Raw genomic sequence first — 17898 nt, forward strand, 5'->3', positions numbered from 1 at the left:
GGGCTGCGGGGCGGCTGCCGCTGGGCAGGTGAACGGCGCGCTTGCGTCCAGCCGCCGCCCGGCGGTGCCGGGCCCGCTGTTTCTGCTTGGCTGCCGAGCGTGAAGTCATCGGTGCGGCCGATCGAGGCGGTGGGTGGCGAGCCAGGCGGGTGTGCGGTCCGCGCGGCGTTTGTTGACGAACGCGTCCCGCCGCGCAGCGAAGCCTTGGCGGTCGTCGAAGATGTCCAACGCCATGCGGGCGAGTTCGCCGGTCTCCCAGTACGCCAGCGGCCGGGCGGCCGGATCGCCGGCAGGACCGGCGATGCCGTGCGCTGCCGTCCCGCCGCTGCCCGGGCGCCGCTTGGTGTGCTGGTCGGCGAGTTCGAGCAGCCAGGCATGGAACTGGTGTGGATCACGCGGCCCGACGGCGTCGACCAGCCCGAGCGCGGCGGCCTGGTCGGCGTCGACGGGAAGGTGCTCGGTGAGCAGGCGGCGGGCGGCGCCGATGCCGACACGGGCCGGCAGGGTGACGGTGTGCAGCTCGGACCCGGCAAGGCCGATGTCGTAGTGCGCGTTGAGCGTGACGCCGCTGCGGGCGACGACGACGTCCGCGCCGAGGGGCAGCATGACGCCGCCCGCTCCGGCCGGGCCGGTGATCGCGGCGATGATGGTGTGGCTGGTGTCGGCGGTGATGACGCGGCACACCGCATTGATCGCCCGGATGCTCGCCCACGCGGCGGCGGCCGGGTCGTCGGAGGCGTGGATGGCGTTAAGGTCGATGCCGTGGCAGAACGCGTCGAGGCCGCCGCTGATGATGAGCACTCGGGTGTCCTGGGCGAGCGCCCGGCGCAGTGCGGTGGCCAATCGCCGTGACCAGGGCACATTCATTGCGCCGTTGTAGATGTCGAAGGCCACCTCGCCGATGTGGCTGCCGTGCCGCCGGTAGGTGATGCGTGCCGGTCCCGGCTGCCGTGGCACGCCGCGGAGTGCGTCGTGCAGCACGTCCGCTGCGGGCAGTTTGATGCCGGGCGTTCCGCTGGCGTCCACCCACTTGGCGTGCCCGATCCACACGCCGGTACCGCCGCCGGCCGCGATGAGCACCGCGTCGTCGTCGTGGGCGATGATCTGGCCCGGGTGCCCAGCAACCGGTCGCGCCGCCACCGATGCGTCGAACAGCTGCACGGTGTGCCCGGCGAGGTCGGTGCGCACGCCAGGACTGCCGTCGGCGGCGTGGATGCGCCGGACGATGTCGGCTGCGGGTTGTCGCCAATCGATCGTGCGGTCGTGCTGGCGCATCAACGGCCGCAGGGTGGTGCCGGGCACGGCCCGTGGTGCGACGGCCAGGGGTGTCGGCGTGAAGAGCGGGTCGCCGGCCTTGTCGAGGACTTCGCCGATGCACTCCAGGGCGGCGTCGGCGACGACGCCGTTGTAGAGAGTGCTCTTGCGGGTTGGTTCGCTGGGCATGGGGAAGGTGCGCGTGGCCCACACGGGGCCTGCGTCCATCTCGTCGACGGCCTGCAGCGCGGTGACGCCCCAGGTGGGGGCGGCGTCGGTGATCGCCCAGTCCAGGGAACTCGGCCCGCGGTCACCGACCGGCCCGGGATGGATGATGATCGTGGTCCACCGCGACCAGACCGCGGCGGGCACCCGGTCCTTCAGATACGGGCAGAGGATGAGGTCGGGCTGCGCGAGGTTGGCGGCGCCGAACATGGTCGCCTCGTCGACGGCGAGCTCGACGTCGACGTGATGTCCGGCAGCGCGTAGCGCGCACCACGTGCGCTGGCTCAGGCCGTTGAACGCTGACACGAGTAGCAGCACCCGCATGGGTCTCCCTTGTCGAAGTTTCGGCTCCGTGGTCTCGGATTGGACCGGTGGACCGCTGGCGTCGGATCAGGTGAACACGACCCGGACGCCCCGGAGCCAAGCGTCGAGGTCGACGAGGTACGCGATGGCGCGCTCAGCCGCGGGATCGGTGCGGGCGAGCAGCCCAGCCACGGCCCGTGGGTCGAGCAGCGGGTGCAGTGCGCTGGCGGGGTCGGTGCTCTGCTCGGCGAGGCTGAGCCGCCGGTTGGAGCGCCATTGCGGCAGCTGGTCGCCGCTGGGCCAGCCGGTACCGGAGCCCCAGGTGGTCTTGTCCGGCAGCAGGTCCGCGACCGCGTGCCGCAGCACGCCTTTGTGGTGGCCGCCGAGGCAGGCCGTGCTCGCCGGCAGCGCCAACGCGTAGGCGACCATGTGGTGTTCCAGATACGGATGACGGAGGTCGACGCCGGTGACCGCGGCGAGCCGATCGAGCTGGCCGAGCCGGGCCGGCAGCAGGTGGCCCAGTGCCAGTAGCACCTCGCGCTGGCGGCGCTGGTCGGCGGGCGGGAGGTGGCTCAGGTCGGGCAGGCCGGCGTTCGCGGAGGCGAGCCGCTGGGCCCGATGCCGATCGGGGTGCAGCACTGCGGCGACGTCTGCGCGCAGGAGCCGGTCGAGGTCGAAGCCGTCCGCCGGCCCGGACCGGAGGCCGGCGTCGGCGCTTGTGCCGTCGGCGAACGTCTCGTCGGCGCCGGTACCGGTCAGCACGACGGGCGCTGCGTCCGTGCGGGCGGCGAGTTGGCGCAGGTACCGGTGCTGACCGATGGTGTCGGCTCCGGGTGCAGGCCGGTCGAGCGCGGCGCGGGTGACTGGTTCGGTGTCCAGCAGGTGCCCGGTGCCGGCGACGATGTCGACGTGCGCGAGGTCGAGATACGCCGCCACGTCGCGGGCCGGGCGACCCGCACCGCTGTCACCGGTGCGTGGCTCAGGCACGCGCAGGAGCAGCGTCGCGGTGCAGACCTCGGCCCGGTCGGCGCCTGCTGTGAGTGCGGCGAGTGCGGCGGAGTCAACGCCGCCGCCGGTGGCAACGACGACGTTGTGGTGCCCGCGGGCGTGCCCGGCGGTCTGTTCGGCGAGCAACCGGAATACGGTGCGGATCGTCGCCGGGTCGTCCTGGCCGTGACGGCGAGGTTGCAGCTGCCACCACCGCTCCACCGAGAGATGGCGGCCGTCCATCCAGGCACGGTGACCGGGCGCGAGTTCGTCGACGCCGTCCAGGACCGTGCGGCCGGGCACATGCCAAGTAGGGGTCAGGAGCAGATCGGCGAGACCTTCCGGGCCGACCTGCGCCGTGACGCGTGGATGGGCGAGCACGCCGCGCACCGTCGAGGCGAACACCAGACCCCCGCCAGGAAGCAGGGCGTGGTGCAGCGGTTTGACGCCGAACCGGTCCCGGGCCAGGAACAGACGACGTGTGCGCACGTCGTAGGCAGCGACGGCGAACGCGCCGTCGAGCCGGGCGACCGCTTTGCCGCCCCACCGCAGGAAGGCGTGCAGGACGACCTCCTCATCGGCACGGGTGCGGAACACCGCGCCGTACCGGGTGAGGTGCCGGCGTAGTTCGTCGGTGTTGGTGAGCGCGGCGTCGGCGACGACGGTGACCCCGCCGTGGGTCGCTACCGCCGGTGCAGCGGTGGGCTGCACGGCAGCTGTGCGCGCCAGCGCGGCATCGCCGCTCGTCCAGGTGGCGGTGTCGGCGCCTGCCTCCGCGGACATCGCGTCGGCGATCGTCTGCAGGGTGGGCAGGGCCAGCCGTTCATGCATGGTGGGGTCGACCCACCCGGCGATGCGGTGCAACGCGGTACCCCTCTCGTCTTGGGAAACGGCGGAGCGCGGTCAGCGGCGGCCGGACTTGACTCGGCGTTTGCGTCGGCGGCGTCGCCTGCGCCGGGCGGGCCGCGGCGACGCCGGGGACGCTCGCGTCGGCGCTGCCACCACGGCGGCGGACGGCTCCCGGCTGCCGGCTGTCCGGACCAGTCGCGCCGGAGCGGCGCGGGCCGGCAGGCAGGTCCACAGCAGCGCCGCACCGGTGACGACGGCCGGAGCCAGCACGGCCGGGCCGGCTGCGGCGAGCACGGCCACGGTGACGGCTGTCGCTGCCACGGCGACGATGAACGCCCGGCCGCGCAGGAGCATCACACCGGCGGCCACACCGGCGACGGCGACCGCGGCGAGCAGCACCGACACCACCCGCAGCAGCGGGCCGGTGCCGGCACCGACGCTGCAACACACCGCAGTGACAGCAGCGGTCGCCGCGGCCTGTACGGCGAGGCTGCGGCGCGGTTCACCGCCGCTGCGCCGGCCGATCCACGCCGGGAGATGCCCCGATTCGGCCAGCGCGGCGCCGGCGTGGGCCGCGCCGGCGACGTAGACGTTGGCCGCGCCAGCGGTCAGCAGCAATGCGACCACGGCGACGAGCCCGCCCGCGGCCGGGCCGAGGCCAACCGTGACGACGGCGAGCAGCGGCGCGTCGGTGGAGGCGGCGTCCGGGCCGAGCACACCGACGGTCGCAGCGGCCAGCCCGAGGTAGAGCACCGTGAGTACGGCGATGGTCACGGCGGCGACCCGGGGCAGGGTCCGCCGGGGCCGGTCCACGACGGGTGTGAGGGTGCTGCACGCTTCCCAACCAGCGACTGCGACGAACAGCAGCGCCACCGCCTGGCCGACAGACCACGCGTCGCGCGGCATGAACGGCACGAAGTTGTCCAGGTCGACGTGCGGCGCCGCCGTCACGATCACGACCAGCAGCAGACCGGCGAGGGCGGCAACGAGCCCGAGCTGCACCCGCCCGGACAGGTGCACGCCGCCGGCGTTGGCGGCGAACACCAGGACCAGGATCGCGACGGCGACCGCGTACGCGGTGAGCCGCCCGGCACCCATGACGGCGGCGAGGTACTGACCGCCTATCAACGCGCTCGTCGTGGCCACCACCGGCACGGCCACGAAGAACCACCAGCCGACGACGGCACCAGCGCGTTCACCGAACGCGCGTGCCACGATGCCGGCGACCCCGCCAGCCTGCGGATACCGCACGGCCAACGCGGTGAACGTGGCCGCGATCGGGACAGACGCGACCAGCAGCACCGCCCACGCGGCCAGCGACGCCGGGCCGGCTGTTGCCGCTGCGAGGGCGGGCAGCACGAGGACGCCGGGGCCGAGCAGCGCCCCGACGGACATCGCGACGACCGCGCCGAACCCGAGCCGCCCGGCCGCGTTGTGCGATACTGGAGCTGTTGGACGTACCGCCGTTGTAGGAGCGGGCAGAGCGGCGAGAGCAGGCGCGGCGGCTCGGAGTGTGATCATGGCTGCGGTCCTAGGGGTGCGCCGTTGTCTCGCATGAAGACGGCGGGGTCGATGGAGTTGTCCTTGTCGAGACCGCATCGGACCGGGCCGCACACGACACCCTTGTGGATCTCGAAATGCAGGTGCGGGCCTGAAGATCTGCCGGATGTGCCGACGACGCCGATCGGCTGGCCGGCGGTCACGGCTTGGCCGTCGACGACGTCGGGCTTTCGGACCATGTGGCAGTAGCGGGTGGCGATGCCGTTGCCGTGGCTGATATCGACGTACCAGCCGCAGCCCTTCTTCTGTGGGCTGCCGTCGATGTCGCAATTGCCGGTCGACTGGTCGCAGGTGACATGCACGACAGTGCCGGCCGCCGCCGCCACGATCACGTCATACCGGTTGGCCTGGAGGTCCACGCCGGCGTGCTTCTCTGTGCCGCGCTGGCCGTACGGGGAGACGATCTTTCCGGGTACCGGCCTGGTCCAGCCACCGGCAGACACGGGTCCGGCGCCGGTGCAGTTGACCAGTGACGCGCCGGGCAGGTCGGTGATCGACGCGACGCCGGTCACCTGGGCCACGATCTGCTCGGCGTAGGTCTCGTGCTTGGCGTAGGCGCCGGGGGTGGCGGAGCGCTGCACGGCCTGGGCGGCGTCTGTCAGGTCCATCCGTTCCCAGCCGGACACCTTGAGCAGCCGTTCGTAGAACTTCGTCGAGGCGTAGACCGGGTCGAGGATCTGTTCCCGGCTGCCCCACCCCTGGCTCGGGCGTTGCTGGAACAGCCCGAGGCTGTCGCGGTCGCCGTGGTCGAGGTTCGTCAGCGAGCTCTCCTGCATCGCGGTGGCGACGGCGATCACCCAGCCGCGCGGCGGAACCTGGAGTCGCTGCCCAACGCCGACGATGATGGCCGCGTTGTGCAGGTGCGGGTCGACCCGCCACGGCCCGACTGGCTGCAACCCTGCGGTGCGGACCACGACCGGCGCACCGGAACTCAGGGCGGGCGGGGCGCACGCACCGGCTGGCCCGTCCAGGACCATGGCCGCCCCGACACAGCAGCTCAGACACAGCACGAAGACCACGGCCAGGACGATCGCGGCGCGCTTCATCGCGGTGCCGCCGACCGGTTGATTGCCAGGTCGTCGACCAGCCACCGTCGGTCCTGCAGAACGACGCTGACCCGGACCGTGCCTGCGTCCGTCGGTACGTCTAGCAGGACCGCACTCGCCGTGGCCGACACGGTCACCGCGGGTCCGGTCACCCGGGTCGCCGGAACCCTGCTCGGGTCTACTGTGGACAGCTTGTTGGCGTAGGCCGGTACGGCGAGCGGTGCGACGGTGGCGTGCCAGTCGCTGGCCGGTAGGTCGGGCCGGGCCCATGCCGTGACGAACGCCTGCCCGGCGTTGTGGGCCGCTGCGAGGTCGCCGGTCGACGGCGGCTGTGTCGGCCCGACGCCGTCGTGGTCGTGGTCGTGGTCGTCGGGCTGGGCGCTGCCCGCCGAGACAGCCGGTGCCGTGACCGATCCGGTCGGTGCCGGTGGGGTCGGAGACGTGGCGCAGGCGGCGACGGCGACCGCCAGCACGATGAGGCTGACGGCCGCGCGCAGGCGCTGGGCGGTGCCGGTCACGGCGCCTCGTCGGCGGCCGGGGGTGGCGGCCACCCACCCAGCGCTTCGTTGAGCAGCAGCCCCATGCTGCGGACGCGGGTGTGCAGGTCGGCGAGCACCCGCTCCCGCTGGGCGCGCGGGACGTGGTAGGCGGCCCGTGCGGCCTGCAAGGCGCTGTTCATGGTCGCGTCCACCTGGTCCAGGACGGCTGCGTACCGGCCGGTCTCGTCGTCGGGGTCGGGTGAGGTGGCCGGTGCGGGAGGCGTAATGGTGAGCGTCATCAGTCGTCCAGGTCATAGTCGCGGGGGTCGGGGTCGGGGTCGTAGTCGCCGTCGAGACGGCCGTCGGTCTCGTAGTCGAGGCGGTCGAGGCGTTCCCGCTCGAGGACTTCGTCCAGGTCCGCGCGGTCGGGGTCGGTCACGGTGTCGTCTCCTTCTCGTTCGGCACGGCGGTCCGCGATCTCGTCGCGGAGGTCTCGGATGTCCTGGCTGGTCTCCTGGATCGCGTCGATGACGTCGTCCCAGTCGGCGCGGGACGCGATGGGCGCGGGACTGCTCATGTCGGCTCACCACCAGTGCGTTCGGGGACGCGGCGCCCAGCCAGGTCCGCGTCGACGGCCTCCAGTGCGTCGTCACGCCAGTCGGACGGCCATCCGTACTCGTTACTGAGCGGGGTGTGGCCGGTGTGCCGGCATCGGGTGTGGTCGTCCCACTCGCGCAGCCGCACCCGAGCGCGGGCAAACGCCTCATGCCAGCGCAGCGGCTCCTGCGGCTGGCTGTTCGGCGCATATGCCGCGTGCCACGCGGCGGCCAGCGCCGTGAGTTCCTCGACCAGCGCGGGGTGCCGGGCCCAGCAGGCGGGGATGTCCTGCATGACCGGGTAGCGGCGAATCAGCCACTGCATCCAGCGGATCAGCCATACCCATAGCGTCGAGGCGGCCGGCCGGTCCAGATCGGCCCACGACAACGAGCCCGGCACGGCCGCCGGTGGCGGGGCTGCGCCGTTCGCCGCGCGTTCTTGGAGGTCGGCGACGTCGGTGGCGAGGTCGGCGACCGCGGCCCGCAGGTCGTCGAGGCCGGCGCCGAGCAGCTTGACGGCCTCAAGGTCGGGCGGTGCGTCGTCGGGCAGCTGGAAGGCGAACCGGTCGGTCATGGCGCACCGCCCTTGCCGCCGGCGAGCAGCCGCCGGAAGGCGGCCTGCCCGGCTTTGAGCTCGGCGGCGTCGGGCCGTTCCCACCACGCCGGTACCTGCAGTTCGATCGGGGCCAGGTTGCCGATGAGGGCGATCGCCCGGCCGGTCGGCAGGGTGCGCAGCTCGCCGAGGTCGAACAGGTTCTCGCGGCGGACGTTCTCGTTCACCGAGGCACGGCCGTGGCCCCAGCTGTGCCCCGAGACGACCTCGCGGACCTGCCCGGACAGCGATTGCGCGTCCCGCAGCCCAGGCACGTCCGACGAACCGCCGATATACAGGCGGCAGTTGGCGGACGCGTCGATCGCGGCGCCGCCCTTGTCACCCCATCGTTCCCGCAGCTGGTGGACGTTCTGCGTGAAGACGTCGACGACGATTCCCGATCCGCCGCCTTCGGTCATCAGCGATGGCAGGGACGGCAGCGGGGCGATGTTGCTGATCTCGTCGCCGACGAAGTACAACGCCGGCTCGACCCGGCCGCCCGGGGCCAGGAACGCCTGCTGGCGGGCACGGAAGAGCAGGTCTTCGCTGATCGCGGTGAGCAGCGGCGCCACGGTGGTCTGCGCGTCGCGGGTGCCGACCAGATACAGCGTCCCGCCTTCGGCCAGCCACTCGGCGGGCTTGAACTCCTCGCCGCGGGGAGGGGACACCGCGGCGAGGACCCGCGGGTCACTGATCGCATCCAGCGCACCGGACACGACGGTCTGGATGGTGTCGCGCGCCCGGCCGGCGGTCTCCCGGTGCAGAGTGAGCCGGTCGGCCCAGATCGGCACGCCGTGGTGGCGCAGGATCTGCTCCGGCCGCCGATCGCCGGGATTCTGGCTCCAGCGCAGGACGTCGACCATCGTGGCCCGTCCGTCGAGCGCGGCGGCGTGCAACTGCGCTCGGATGATCATGGCGGCCTGCTGGCGGAAGTATTCGCCGTTCTCCACCGACTCGTTCAGGCCGGCTCCGGCGGCGAGCGCGGTCGCGCGCAGCATCGCCACGGTCAGGTCCTCGGCGCCGTGCACCGGTGACCAGCGCAGCCGCGGCACGCCCGGCACGACGCCCTGCGGCTCGAAGATCCAGGTAGGCCCGAGCCGGGACCGGTGGGTGTAGGTGACGTCGGCGATGTCCAGGCGGGTCGAGGTGGAGATCACGGCGCCGCGGGCGTCGATCACGCGGGGGATGGCGTACCGGGTCGTCTTCGACCCGAACCGCGCCACCGCCGCAGCCAGGAGGTTGTATTCGTTGGCGAGGTACCGCGGGGCGCCGGAGATCGGGTCGAACCCGAGGAGCCGGGCGACTTCGAGCGGATCGGCGCGGCGGGCTGTCTTCGCCGCCACCTCGTCCGGGTCGTCGCGGTCGGTGACGGTCAGCCCGGGGCGCAGCACGTCGACGCGGGCGCGGACCGCGTCGCCGGAGAGCAGGGCGTCCACGTCGGGGCGGCGGGCGAAGCCTTTGCGTCGCACCCGCGAGCGCGCCACCCGCAGCACCGGCGCCGCGACTGCGGCGAGGTGCGCAACGAACAGCACGAGCCACAGCGGGTAGAACAGCCACGCCGGTACGGCGTCGGCTGTCGCGTCGGCAGGCCAGGCAGCGGCCGGGTCGGCGAGGTCGTCGGGGAGCCGCACGGCGATGCCGGGCGCGTCGCCCGGTCCGCTGTCCGGCCACGCGGCGTGGGTGAGGACGCCGCCGACCTGCCCGGCCAGCCACAGGGTCCACACGGCGGTCGGCACGACGACGACCAGCGCACCGAGCAGCCCCAACCGGACCCAGATGTCGGCGCGGGTCCATCCGCGCTGCGGCAGATGATGCCCGGGTGAGGACAGCGGCGGCCGGTTCATGCCCGCTCACCCGCCGGGGGCGGTGTCGCGCCGACGACGGCGCCGTCGACCCCTGCGGCGCCCCGTGCGGTGCCAGGTGTGTTATCCGGAGCGTCGCTGGGCCGGGTGCCGGTGGCGGCGGTCTCGATCCGCGCCTCGTACTCCGCGTCGGTGAGGTCGTCGACGCCGGGTACGTGCTCCATCCGGCTGTCGGTGTGCACCATCCGCGTCTCGACCGTCGACAGCTGGTGCTTCACCACGTAGGAGCGGGTGCCGACCTTCCACAACCCGACGCCCTGGCGCAGATAGCGCAGCAGGTCCGTCTCGACGTCCGTGGTGGCGAGGAACTCCCGGGCCTGATCCACCGAACCGGTCGCCTGCCGGTAGGAGATCCGTACCCCGGAGTCCTCGATCAGGCCGCGGGCGATCCGCACCTGCTCGGAGTCCGCGGAACCTGACGCGGCCAGGTCGGAGAATCTGTGGAAAGCCAGAACGTTCGCGATGCCCAACGCGCGGGCGAGCTTGAGTTGTTCTCTCATCCTGCGGATGAGCGGCAAGTGCCTCGCGATCAGGGCAAATTCATCGTAGAAGCAGACCCTCGGCGGGGCGTCGGGACGTGACAGCTCGGCTTCCAGCCACGACTGAGCGCAGGTCATCGCCATCGCGGTCATCTGGTCCGACGCGCGGATCGCCCGCAGGTCCAGCACCGCACCGGCGACGTCGAAGTCGAGCTTCGCGCTGGCGTCGGCCGGGCCGTCGAAGATGCCGCCCAGCGCACCGGACACCAGCCGCTCCAGCGCGAGCCGGACCCGGCGGGAGTCCTCGACGAACATGGCCAGGGGGTAGTTGAGCCGGTCGAGGCGGTGCGACCACCGCTCCGGCTGGCCCATCGCCGCCAGGACCGTCGACAGCGTCGGCGTCGCCTGCCGCTCGTCACCAGCGGCCGGGTCGGCGACCGCGTCGACGGCGTACTCGACGAGGGAGCGTTCGGCCTCGGCGAGCGGCCCGCCGAGCTGGATCTCCAGCAGCCCTTCCAGCAGCAGCAGGCGCCGGGCCCGCTGCGGCTGCCGCCACTGCTCGAACGGCAGGGCAGGGTCGCGGCGAATGCCGGCCAGCGGATTCATCACGACCCCGAGGCCAGGGCCGATCCGCACCGGCCGGATCCCGGCCGCTTCGGCGAGCCCGTCGTACTCGCCCTTCACGTCGGTGACGTAGAACCTGGTCCCGAACGGGATGCCGCGGAACGCCAGGCATTTGAGCAGCGACGACTTCGCGGTGCCGATCTCGCCGGTGACTACGACGTTCGGCGCGGTCAGCAGCTTCGCCCGGTACAGCTCGTGCACCGAGAACGTGAACGCCGCCCTCGAATAGACCTCCAGCCCGACCAGCGGCCCGTCGACCGGCAGACCCGGATCGGTCACGAATGGATACACGGAGCACAACTGCGCGGAGGTGGTGACCAGCGGCGGCAGTCGCAGCGGCCACGCGACCCGGCCGGCCGCGCGGCCGTGAGCGCCGCGCCGGTCGACCTGCGGCGGGCCGGTCAGCCGGGCCGTCTCCCGCTCGACGGCGACTCGCTCGCGCTGCACTGCCTGTTCGGCGCGGTGCAGGTCACGGGCCGCTGCGGCGTCGGTGAGCTGGTCGGCGAAGGCGCCCTCACGGCGCAGCTTCGGCCGGGCCGGACGCAGGGCGGGGCGGCGGGTCATGCCGACCACCAGCCGCGGATCGGGGCGAGCCCACGCGCCAGCGGCAGCGCCGCCGCCACGAACGCCTGGTCCTGCTCACCGAACAATGTCGTTGCTTCGCATCCGGCCCGCGACAGGACCCGTTTGACCGCCCGCACGTCACGGTCGAGCGCTTCGACCGTGTCGGCGGTGACGGTCACCAGCAGCGCGTACCGGTAGCGGGTGTGCCCGTGCGCCTGCTCCCGGTCGATCTGGGCCACCGAGCGGGCCTCGGCGTCCTCGCGGGCCGTGCGCACCAGCCGCAGCCGCCGTTTGGTGACCTCGTCGCCGGCGCGGGCGACCTGCTCGCGGCGGGCCGCCAAGTTGGCCAGGGCCGCAGGGATCGGCTGGGCGAGCAGGGTGACGGTCCGCCGGCCGGTGGCCCGCGTATACAACGGGGTCAGCCACGTCGCCGCGACCAGCTGCCGCGGCATGTCGGCAACCCACAGCGTGCGCGACACCCCGGAGTCGTGCCGGTATGTCGACCAGCCGACCGTCTCCGCCGCTGCCGGCCCGGCCAGGCGCGGTGCCACCCCGCTCGGCGCACCGGTCCCGCCGCGCAAGTCGACTGACTCCTGATCGGCCGGGTCGAACTGGGTGCGGATGACGGCGGCATAGCCGCGCGGGGTCAGCCACCCGCTCGTCGTCACCCCGGCCTCGGTGACGGTCGCCTCGATCCCGGCGAGCCGGTCCAGGACGACCGCAGCGACGGCGGCGTCGGTCCCGCCGGCGTCGGCGATCTCCGCAGACAGCCGCGCCACATCGAACACGACGCTCAGGTACGTCTCGTGCCGCTGCGCGCTCGGCGCTGCCGCCGCGGTCAACTCGGCCAGCGACGCGTAGGCGAGGCTGCCGGTGTCAACGGCCCGGTCCGTCAGATACCGCTGGGCCCGGTTACCGGTATCAGGCACCGCCCGCGTCGTCAGCGCCCAGCGCACCAGACCGGTGTCCCCGTACTCGGTACCCAGGATGTTCAGCACCTGCGCCCAGTCGACGAGCCGCTGGGCCTGCACCGACGTGTCGGCCAGGATGAAGTTGGCGCCGGTGCAGCTCAGCGCGGCGGTCACGGTCCGCTCCCGCCGGTGCAGCAGCAGCCCCACCTCCGTGGTGCCGTCAGCGGCGACGGCCGGCAGCCACCGGTACCCGGCCGCCGGGCCGGGCAAGTCCAGGTGCTCGGCCACGCTGTTGGGCGCGAACACCTGGCCCCGGTAGCGGTCCTGGCGCCCGGCCCGCTGCACGAGCGCCCCGAGGACCACCGGAATCCACTCGGTGATGCGCCGCCCACGTAGCCGCAGCAGCCCGAGCGTGATGAGCAGCACCGCCGCGAGCAGCACTCCGCCGCCCGCCCAGGGACGCCCGGCCGTGATCAGGTTGGCGGCGACCACGGCAGAGATCACCCCGGACGCCACCGTGACGATCTGGGACCAGGTGAACCCCATCACCGCACCGCGCGTGGAGCGCGGGGGGAACTGGAACTGCGTCATCGGTCAACCCCTCGTCGAGTCGTCCATACGGGTCGAGCTGTCACACCGGCACGATCGGAACGTCCGCGGCGCCCGCCGCAGCGCCACCGGCCGGACTTCCACCGCTGCCGCCACCGCCACCGCCACCGCCACCGCCGCTGGAGCTCGGCGGCCCGCTCCCGCCAGCCGGCGGTCCGTCGGCACCGTCGGACGGGCCGGGTGTGGACCCGCTTGGCGGGCCGGCACCTGACGGCGCTGCGCCGCCCCCGTCGTTGCTGGTGCTGCCGCTGGCGTCCGAGCCGGTGCCGTTCGGCGGTCCGGGCTCCGCACCGGGGGCGCCGGACCCTGGACCGGTCTCGGCGCCGCTGCCGTGCTCGCCGCTGCCGTGCTCGCCGCTGCCGTGCTCGCCGCTGGCGCTCTGCCCGCCCGGCTGCGCGCCGTCCGCGCCGGTTGCGGTGCCGCCGTCCGTGGCGCTGCCGCCCGGGTTCTGCATCCCGGTCGGATCGGTTGCCGGTGCCCCGGCCGCGCCGGTCGCGTCGCCGGGGGCAGTGACCTGGCCGGTGCCAAGATCGTGGCGGGCATGCTGAACACCGCCCTGCGTACCGTCGGCCTCGGCCGCGTTCGGCCGGTCCGCGGGGCCGTTCGCCGTGCTCTGCCCGCCGCCCTCGCCGCTGCCGCCGCTGCTGTCGGTGGAGCCGTCCGCCGGGCCGCCAGCGGAGGACGGGTCGCCGACCTTGCCCTGGTCGCCGCCGGTGCTGACCGCGTCGGCCGCCTGCTGCTGCGCTCCTGGCGTGAGCCCGGTCGCTTGACCGGCTTCCTGTCCTGCCTGGCGTGCAGGGGACGTGGCCATGTCCGCGACGTTGGTGTTCATCAACCCGGCCGCCTGATCACCGGGCCCGCCCTGCCCGCCGCCGCCACCTCCGCCGGGGTGGGCGGCTTGCCCGACGGCGCTGCCGATGCCGGAGGCCGCTGCGGCGAGGACGCCACGGGCGTTGATGTCGCTGACGTAACCGTCGAAGATGGAGGTGAGCCGCAGCAACACCCACGGCGCCATCACCATCATCCAGATGATCAACATGGCTTTGAGGGCGGTGAACAGGTCGCTCTGGTACGCGCCTCGGGTGCCGTAGATCCACAGCATCGCCATGAAGAATTTGCTTGAGGCGAGCGCGTTGACTGTCCAGAACCAGCGACGGCCCCAGTGCTGGGTCTCCTCGGATACCTGCCCGGCCATGGCCATCGCGCCGTACAGCGCGGCTCCGGTCGCCAGCAGGCCGCGGAACAGCAGCATGATGCCGACGAGCAGCAGCCCGATCAGGCTGAACAGCGAGATGATCAATGCGACGAGGGTGGTCCCGACGCCGCCGGACAGGGCAGTGACTGCCTGGACCCACTGCGCCGGGTTCCAGGTGGTGACCGAGTTGCGGTCGATCAGCGCGGCCGTCGCCTCGTCCCACGCCTGCGTGATGACGAAGGCGAGCCCACCGGCGAACGTGATGCCCAGCAGTGCGCGGACCAGGCCGCCGAGGGAGGCGAGCGGGGTCGGCCCGCGCACCCGCAGGCCGTTGATGATCACGGAGATGATGAACAGGACCAGGACGAAGACGAGCAGCAGGCCGGCGGCGTTGTTGTAGACGAAGAAGAAGCTCTCGTCCGGCGTGCTCGGCCCGGACTCGTCGAAGATCCACTTGGCGAGTTCGCCGAGACCCCAGGCCATCGACTGGACCGCGACGTCGGTCAGTCCCTGTATGCCGGTACGCACACCGCCCGCGATGGCGTCTTTGATGCCTTTGGTGATGTGGCAGCTGACGTCCGTGGTGCCGCATTCGCTGGCCGGTGGGTCCGATGGGGTGGTCACCGGTGGGTTCGCCGAGGCCGGCGGACGGAGGGTGAAGGACAGAGTGCGGGCCATCACCTTGCACCGGTCGCGTTTCCAGTTCCACCGGTCGGCCTTGTCGGGCTCGGCGGTCGCGCGGTCGCCGAACAGCTGGCAGCGCACCAGTTCCGGTGCCGAGTTCGTCCCGACCGGGACGTCGGATAGTACGGTCGGGGTGCCGTCTTTCAGGCGGTCGTCGAGGGTCAGGGCGACGCCGATGCACGGGGCCTGCTCGTCGGTGGTCAGCGATTGCTCGCAGGCGGTGACCCAATGCGACGGTGCACCCTCTGGTGGTGTCGCGGTGTACCTGGCCCAACGCACGCACCAGCGCTGCTGGTCGTCCGGGACCGTTCCGCCGCACGCTGGGTTGTCGACGGGCGCCGTCGGGCTTGGCGTCGGTGAGGGCGGCGGTGAGCTCGGGTCGGCCAGAGCCGGACCGGTCCCCGTGGCGATGGCGGTTGCGAACGCCAGCACGGTCGCCAGCAGCCCGAGCCGCACCCATCGCCACGTCCGACGCTGGGGCGGTCCGGAAACCGGCCGCACCGGTTTGGCGGTGCTGGTCAGGCGACGCGGGCGGTGCGGCGGCCTGGCCCGCCGCCCCTCGCCGGTGTGCGCCGGATACTTCGGCGGCATGGGCGGGGGTGCGCCGGACGGCGCGTGCCGGTCACCGTTGGTGCAATCGGCGGGAACGGGCTTGCCCGGCTTGAACGTCAATGGGACGGTCATCGCCATCATCGGGACGGTGAACGCCACGACCGCTGCGGGCCGGCATCGAGATCGGTACATCATGGCTGTGTCTCCGGCGCCCACGAGTCCGGGCCGAGGACCCTGGTCAGCAGGCTCATGTCGCGGGCGGCGCCGTCCGGGCTGGCGCCGCGCAGGTTCGGCCCAGGTGCCGGCACCGGTGGCTGAACCTCGGCGAGCCGCCACCCGTCGGAGGTCAACTGCACGGTGAGGTCATGCACCGCCCACCCACCGGTCAACGAGGCCGTCGGTGCGCTCACGCCGTCGCCGGCCGAGCCGAGCAGCGCCAAGCCGTAGGACTGCACCCGGACCCGGGTACCGATCGGCAGCTGTGCCGGGTCGTTGGCCCGGTCTGCCCAGATGCGGGCGACGACGGTCTGCCGGATGCCTCCGGCCGGTTCGTCCCCGGCGACCACAAGCCGGTCCAGCAGGCCCGGTGTCGCGTCGGCAGCCAGCAGTCCGGCGACTTGCTCCCGCCGCTCACCGGCGGGCAGGGCGGCCGTGGCGGCAAGCCGACTCTCCAGCCACGCCGCCGCGTCACCCGCCCCACGGGTCGTCGCCGACCACCGGGACGCGGACAGCGGCGCGTGGACCGACGAGGACGGTGCCGCCGCCGGCACGGGGTGCGGCAGCAGCCACCGGTCGACGGCCAGCCCGCCGCCGAACAGCAGCAGCACCGCCAGCAGCCAGGTCACGCCGCGACCCGGCCGCGGTCCCGGCTCGAACGCAGACTTGTAGTCGCCCATGCGTCTGCGCCTACTGCTTCATGAAGAAGCTGATAATGGCGACCGGCGAGCCGATGATGATCGCCACCAGCGACGCCTTCCACATCATCGACTTGCCTCTATCACTGACGATGTGCGCGCCGAAGATCGGGCCGATACCAAACGCAATCGCCCCGCCGGCCAGTCCGGTGACGGCCGCTGCGACACCGAGGAACAACGCGCCGTTGATCAGGGTGTAAAACAGGTCGCTCTTCGGCACCGCCGTCGGGTCCGGCTTGATTTTGTTCCAGTCGAAGGTTCCGTCCCCGCCGCCGCCGCTCGGTGTCGGCGTCGGCGCGAGGAGATAGGTACCGCCGTACGTGGCCAGCTTCGCGGCCAGCCACGCCCCCACGTGCTGCAACATCAGTTCGCCCTCCCATCCGGTCGTGGTGCGGTGTCGTGCGGGTGATCCGCGCCGTCGGCGAGGACCGCGGCGAGGTCGGGGTCGGCCGGGCAGCGCGCCAGCACCGCGGCGGCCAGTTCGACGAGGGCCAGCCGGGTCGGCTTGCGCAGCCGGGCTGGATCGGTCGGCTCCGGTCGGGCCAGGTGCGCGTCGAACGGCACCGTGACCACAGCGCCGGCCTGCCCGGCGAGTTGCCGGACGGCTGCGCGGACCTCGCGCGGCGGCGACGGCGCCGCCGCGGACACCGCCACGACGGCCCGATCGGCGACAGCGGCGAGACCGCCGGCGCACAACTGGGCCAGCAGCCGCATCGTGTGCTGCACGCCGTCGGTGCTCGCCCTGGCGACTAGCAGCGGACACGCGGCGTCGGCGAGCAGTTCCCACACGCCGCGCACGTCGGCGACCGGAACGTCGAGCACCGCGAGCGGGTACCGCGTGCGCAGCGCGCCGACGACCCGCATCGCCTCCAGAAACACCGGCGGTCGCCGGGTTCCGGTGCGGTGGACCTCGGCGATGAGCGTGTGCAGGCCGGTCGTGCCGAGGTGCATCCAGGCGTCCACCGTGGACGTCGACAACGGCGCCTCGGCGTGGACTGCGGTGTAGGCGTCCCAGATGCTCGCTTCACTGCGTCTCGGCACCCGGTGGATCAGCCCGCCCCAGGCCCGGCCGGTCGCCTCCACCGCCAACGGCGGGTTCGGGCACGCCAGCGCCAGAACCGCACCGAGCGCAGCGGTCAGCGTCGAGCGGCCCACCCCGCCGTCGGCGGAACTGACGACCACCAGCGGGCACCCCGGTCGCAATGACGCCGCCCGCAGCCACGCCTCCGGCAGTGCGCTCGCGCCGTGCAGGTGCCGCGGGATGACACGCGGCGGCAGGACGTGCTGGTGCGACGTCGGCTCCCCGCCAGACGACGCCAGGGGCGGCGGCAGCGTTGCTGCCGACGGTGTGGCGGCGACCGGACGAGGTGACCGGGTTGGCTGCACGCGACAGGTCTCCTTACGGCGTGGGCTTGACGACGGGCCTGCCGTTGGGGCAGCCCGCGGGTGGCCGGTGCGGGTCGCGGGGGAAGCCGCGGCCCGCACCGGCCGTGAGCGCCCGGCACCTGGTCTGCCGTAGCCACGGACCCGACGGGGGGCGGCTCCGCTCGGCACGGCACGGACTCGGCCCGTTGCCCGCCGCGAGCGGGCTACACCGGCGCGTTCACCACACC

The 17898-nt window shown here is 73.0% G+C and carries 15 protein-coding genes; all 15 read right to left on the reverse strand.

Going from position 1 to position 17898, the window contains the following annotated elements; translation table 11 throughout:
* Positions 1 to 105: 105 nt before the first annotated feature.
* The gene (locus AB0M46_RS13670; protein WP_363335670.1) at positions 106 to 1803 is read right to left on the reverse strand and encodes an enoyl-CoA hydratase-related protein; all 1698 of its coding nucleotides are present in this window, start codon (positions 1801 to 1803) and stop codon (positions 106 to 108) included.
* A gap of 66 nt (positions 1804 to 1869) precedes the next feature.
* Positions 1870 to 3633 (reverse strand): asparagine synthase-related protein, encoded by a 1764-nt coding sequence (locus AB0M46_RS13675; RefSeq protein ID WP_363335672.1) that lies wholly within the window; start codon positions 3631 to 3633, stop codon positions 1870 to 1872.
* Positions 3634 to 3672: 39 nt separating this feature from the next.
* Positions 3673 to 5139, reverse strand: a complete 1467-nt coding sequence (locus AB0M46_RS13680; RefSeq protein ID WP_363335674.1) for an APC family permease — start codon at positions 5137 to 5139, stop codon at positions 3673 to 3675.
* Complete coding sequence (locus AB0M46_RS13685) at positions 5136 to 6224, reverse strand: M23 family metallopeptidase (RefSeq protein WP_363335675.1); 1089 nt, start codon at positions 6222 to 6224, stop codon at positions 5136 to 5138. Before AB0M46_RS13685 ends, AB0M46_RS13680 begins: the two co-directional genes overlap by 4 nt.
* Entirely contained in the window at positions 6221 to 6742 is a 522-nt protein-coding gene (locus AB0M46_RS13690; protein WP_363335676.1) for a hypothetical protein, read from the reverse strand. Before AB0M46_RS13690 ends, AB0M46_RS13685 begins: the two co-directional genes overlap by 4 nt.
* Positions 6739 to 7002, reverse strand: a complete 264-nt coding sequence (locus AB0M46_RS13695; protein ID WP_363335677.1) for a hypothetical protein — start codon at positions 7000 to 7002, stop codon at positions 6739 to 6741. The genes AB0M46_RS13690 and AB0M46_RS13695 overlap by 4 nt, the downstream gene beginning before the upstream one ends.
* Positions 7002 to 7280 (reverse strand): hypothetical protein, encoded by a 279-nt coding sequence (locus tag AB0M46_RS13700; RefSeq protein WP_363335678.1) that lies wholly within the window; start codon positions 7278 to 7280, stop codon positions 7002 to 7004. Before AB0M46_RS13700 ends, AB0M46_RS13695 begins: the two co-directional genes overlap by 1 nt.
* Positions 7277 to 7873 carry a hypothetical protein gene (locus AB0M46_RS13705; RefSeq protein WP_363335679.1) on the reverse strand — a complete coding sequence of 199 codons (597 nt, stop codon included), beginning with the start codon at positions 7871 to 7873 and terminating at the stop codon, positions 7277 to 7279. The genes AB0M46_RS13700 and AB0M46_RS13705 overlap by 4 nt, the downstream gene beginning before the upstream one ends.
* A complete protein-coding gene (locus AB0M46_RS13710; RefSeq protein ID WP_363335680.1) occupies positions 7870 to 9735 on the reverse strand; it encodes a TraM recognition domain-containing protein in 1866 nt (621 codons plus the stop codon). The genes AB0M46_RS13705 and AB0M46_RS13710 overlap by 4 nt, the downstream gene beginning before the upstream one ends.
* Positions 9732 to 11420: a hypothetical protein gene (locus AB0M46_RS13715; protein WP_363335681.1), complete on the reverse strand. Its 1689-nt coding sequence runs from the start codon at positions 11418 to 11420 to the stop codon at positions 9732 to 9734. Before AB0M46_RS13715 ends, AB0M46_RS13710 begins: the two co-directional genes overlap by 4 nt.
* Positions 11417 to 12922: an SCO6880 family protein gene (locus AB0M46_RS13720; protein WP_363335682.1), complete on the reverse strand. Its 1506-nt coding sequence runs from the start codon at positions 12920 to 12922 to the stop codon at positions 11417 to 11419. The genes AB0M46_RS13715 and AB0M46_RS13720 overlap by 4 nt, the downstream gene beginning before the upstream one ends.
* Positions 12923 to 12962: 40 nt before the next feature.
* Complete coding sequence (locus AB0M46_RS13725; protein ID WP_363335684.1) at positions 12963 to 15098, reverse strand: hypothetical protein; 2136 nt, start codon at positions 15096 to 15098, stop codon at positions 12963 to 12965.
* 464 nt (positions 15099 to 15562) lie between these two features.
* A complete protein-coding gene (locus tag AB0M46_RS13730) occupies positions 15563 to 16267 on the reverse strand; it encodes a hypothetical protein (RefSeq protein ID WP_363335686.1) in 705 nt (234 codons plus the stop codon).
* Between the two features lie 10 nt (positions 16268 to 16277).
* Positions 16278 to 16649, reverse strand: coding sequence for a hypothetical protein (locus AB0M46_RS13735; protein ID WP_363335688.1), 372 nt, complete (start codon positions 16647 to 16649; stop codon positions 16278 to 16280).
* The gene (locus AB0M46_RS13740) at positions 16649 to 17671 is read right to left on the reverse strand and encodes a hypothetical protein (protein WP_363335690.1); all 1023 of its coding nucleotides are present in this window, start codon (positions 17669 to 17671) and stop codon (positions 16649 to 16651) included. Before AB0M46_RS13740 ends, AB0M46_RS13735 begins: the two co-directional genes overlap by 1 nt.
* Positions 17672 to 17898 lie beyond the last annotated feature (227 nt).

Source organism: Dactylosporangium sp. NPDC051485, from assembly GCF_040682015.1.
In the GTDB taxonomy this organism is placed as follows: domain Bacteria; phylum Actinomycetota; class Actinomycetes; order Mycobacteriales; family Micromonosporaceae; genus Dactylosporangium.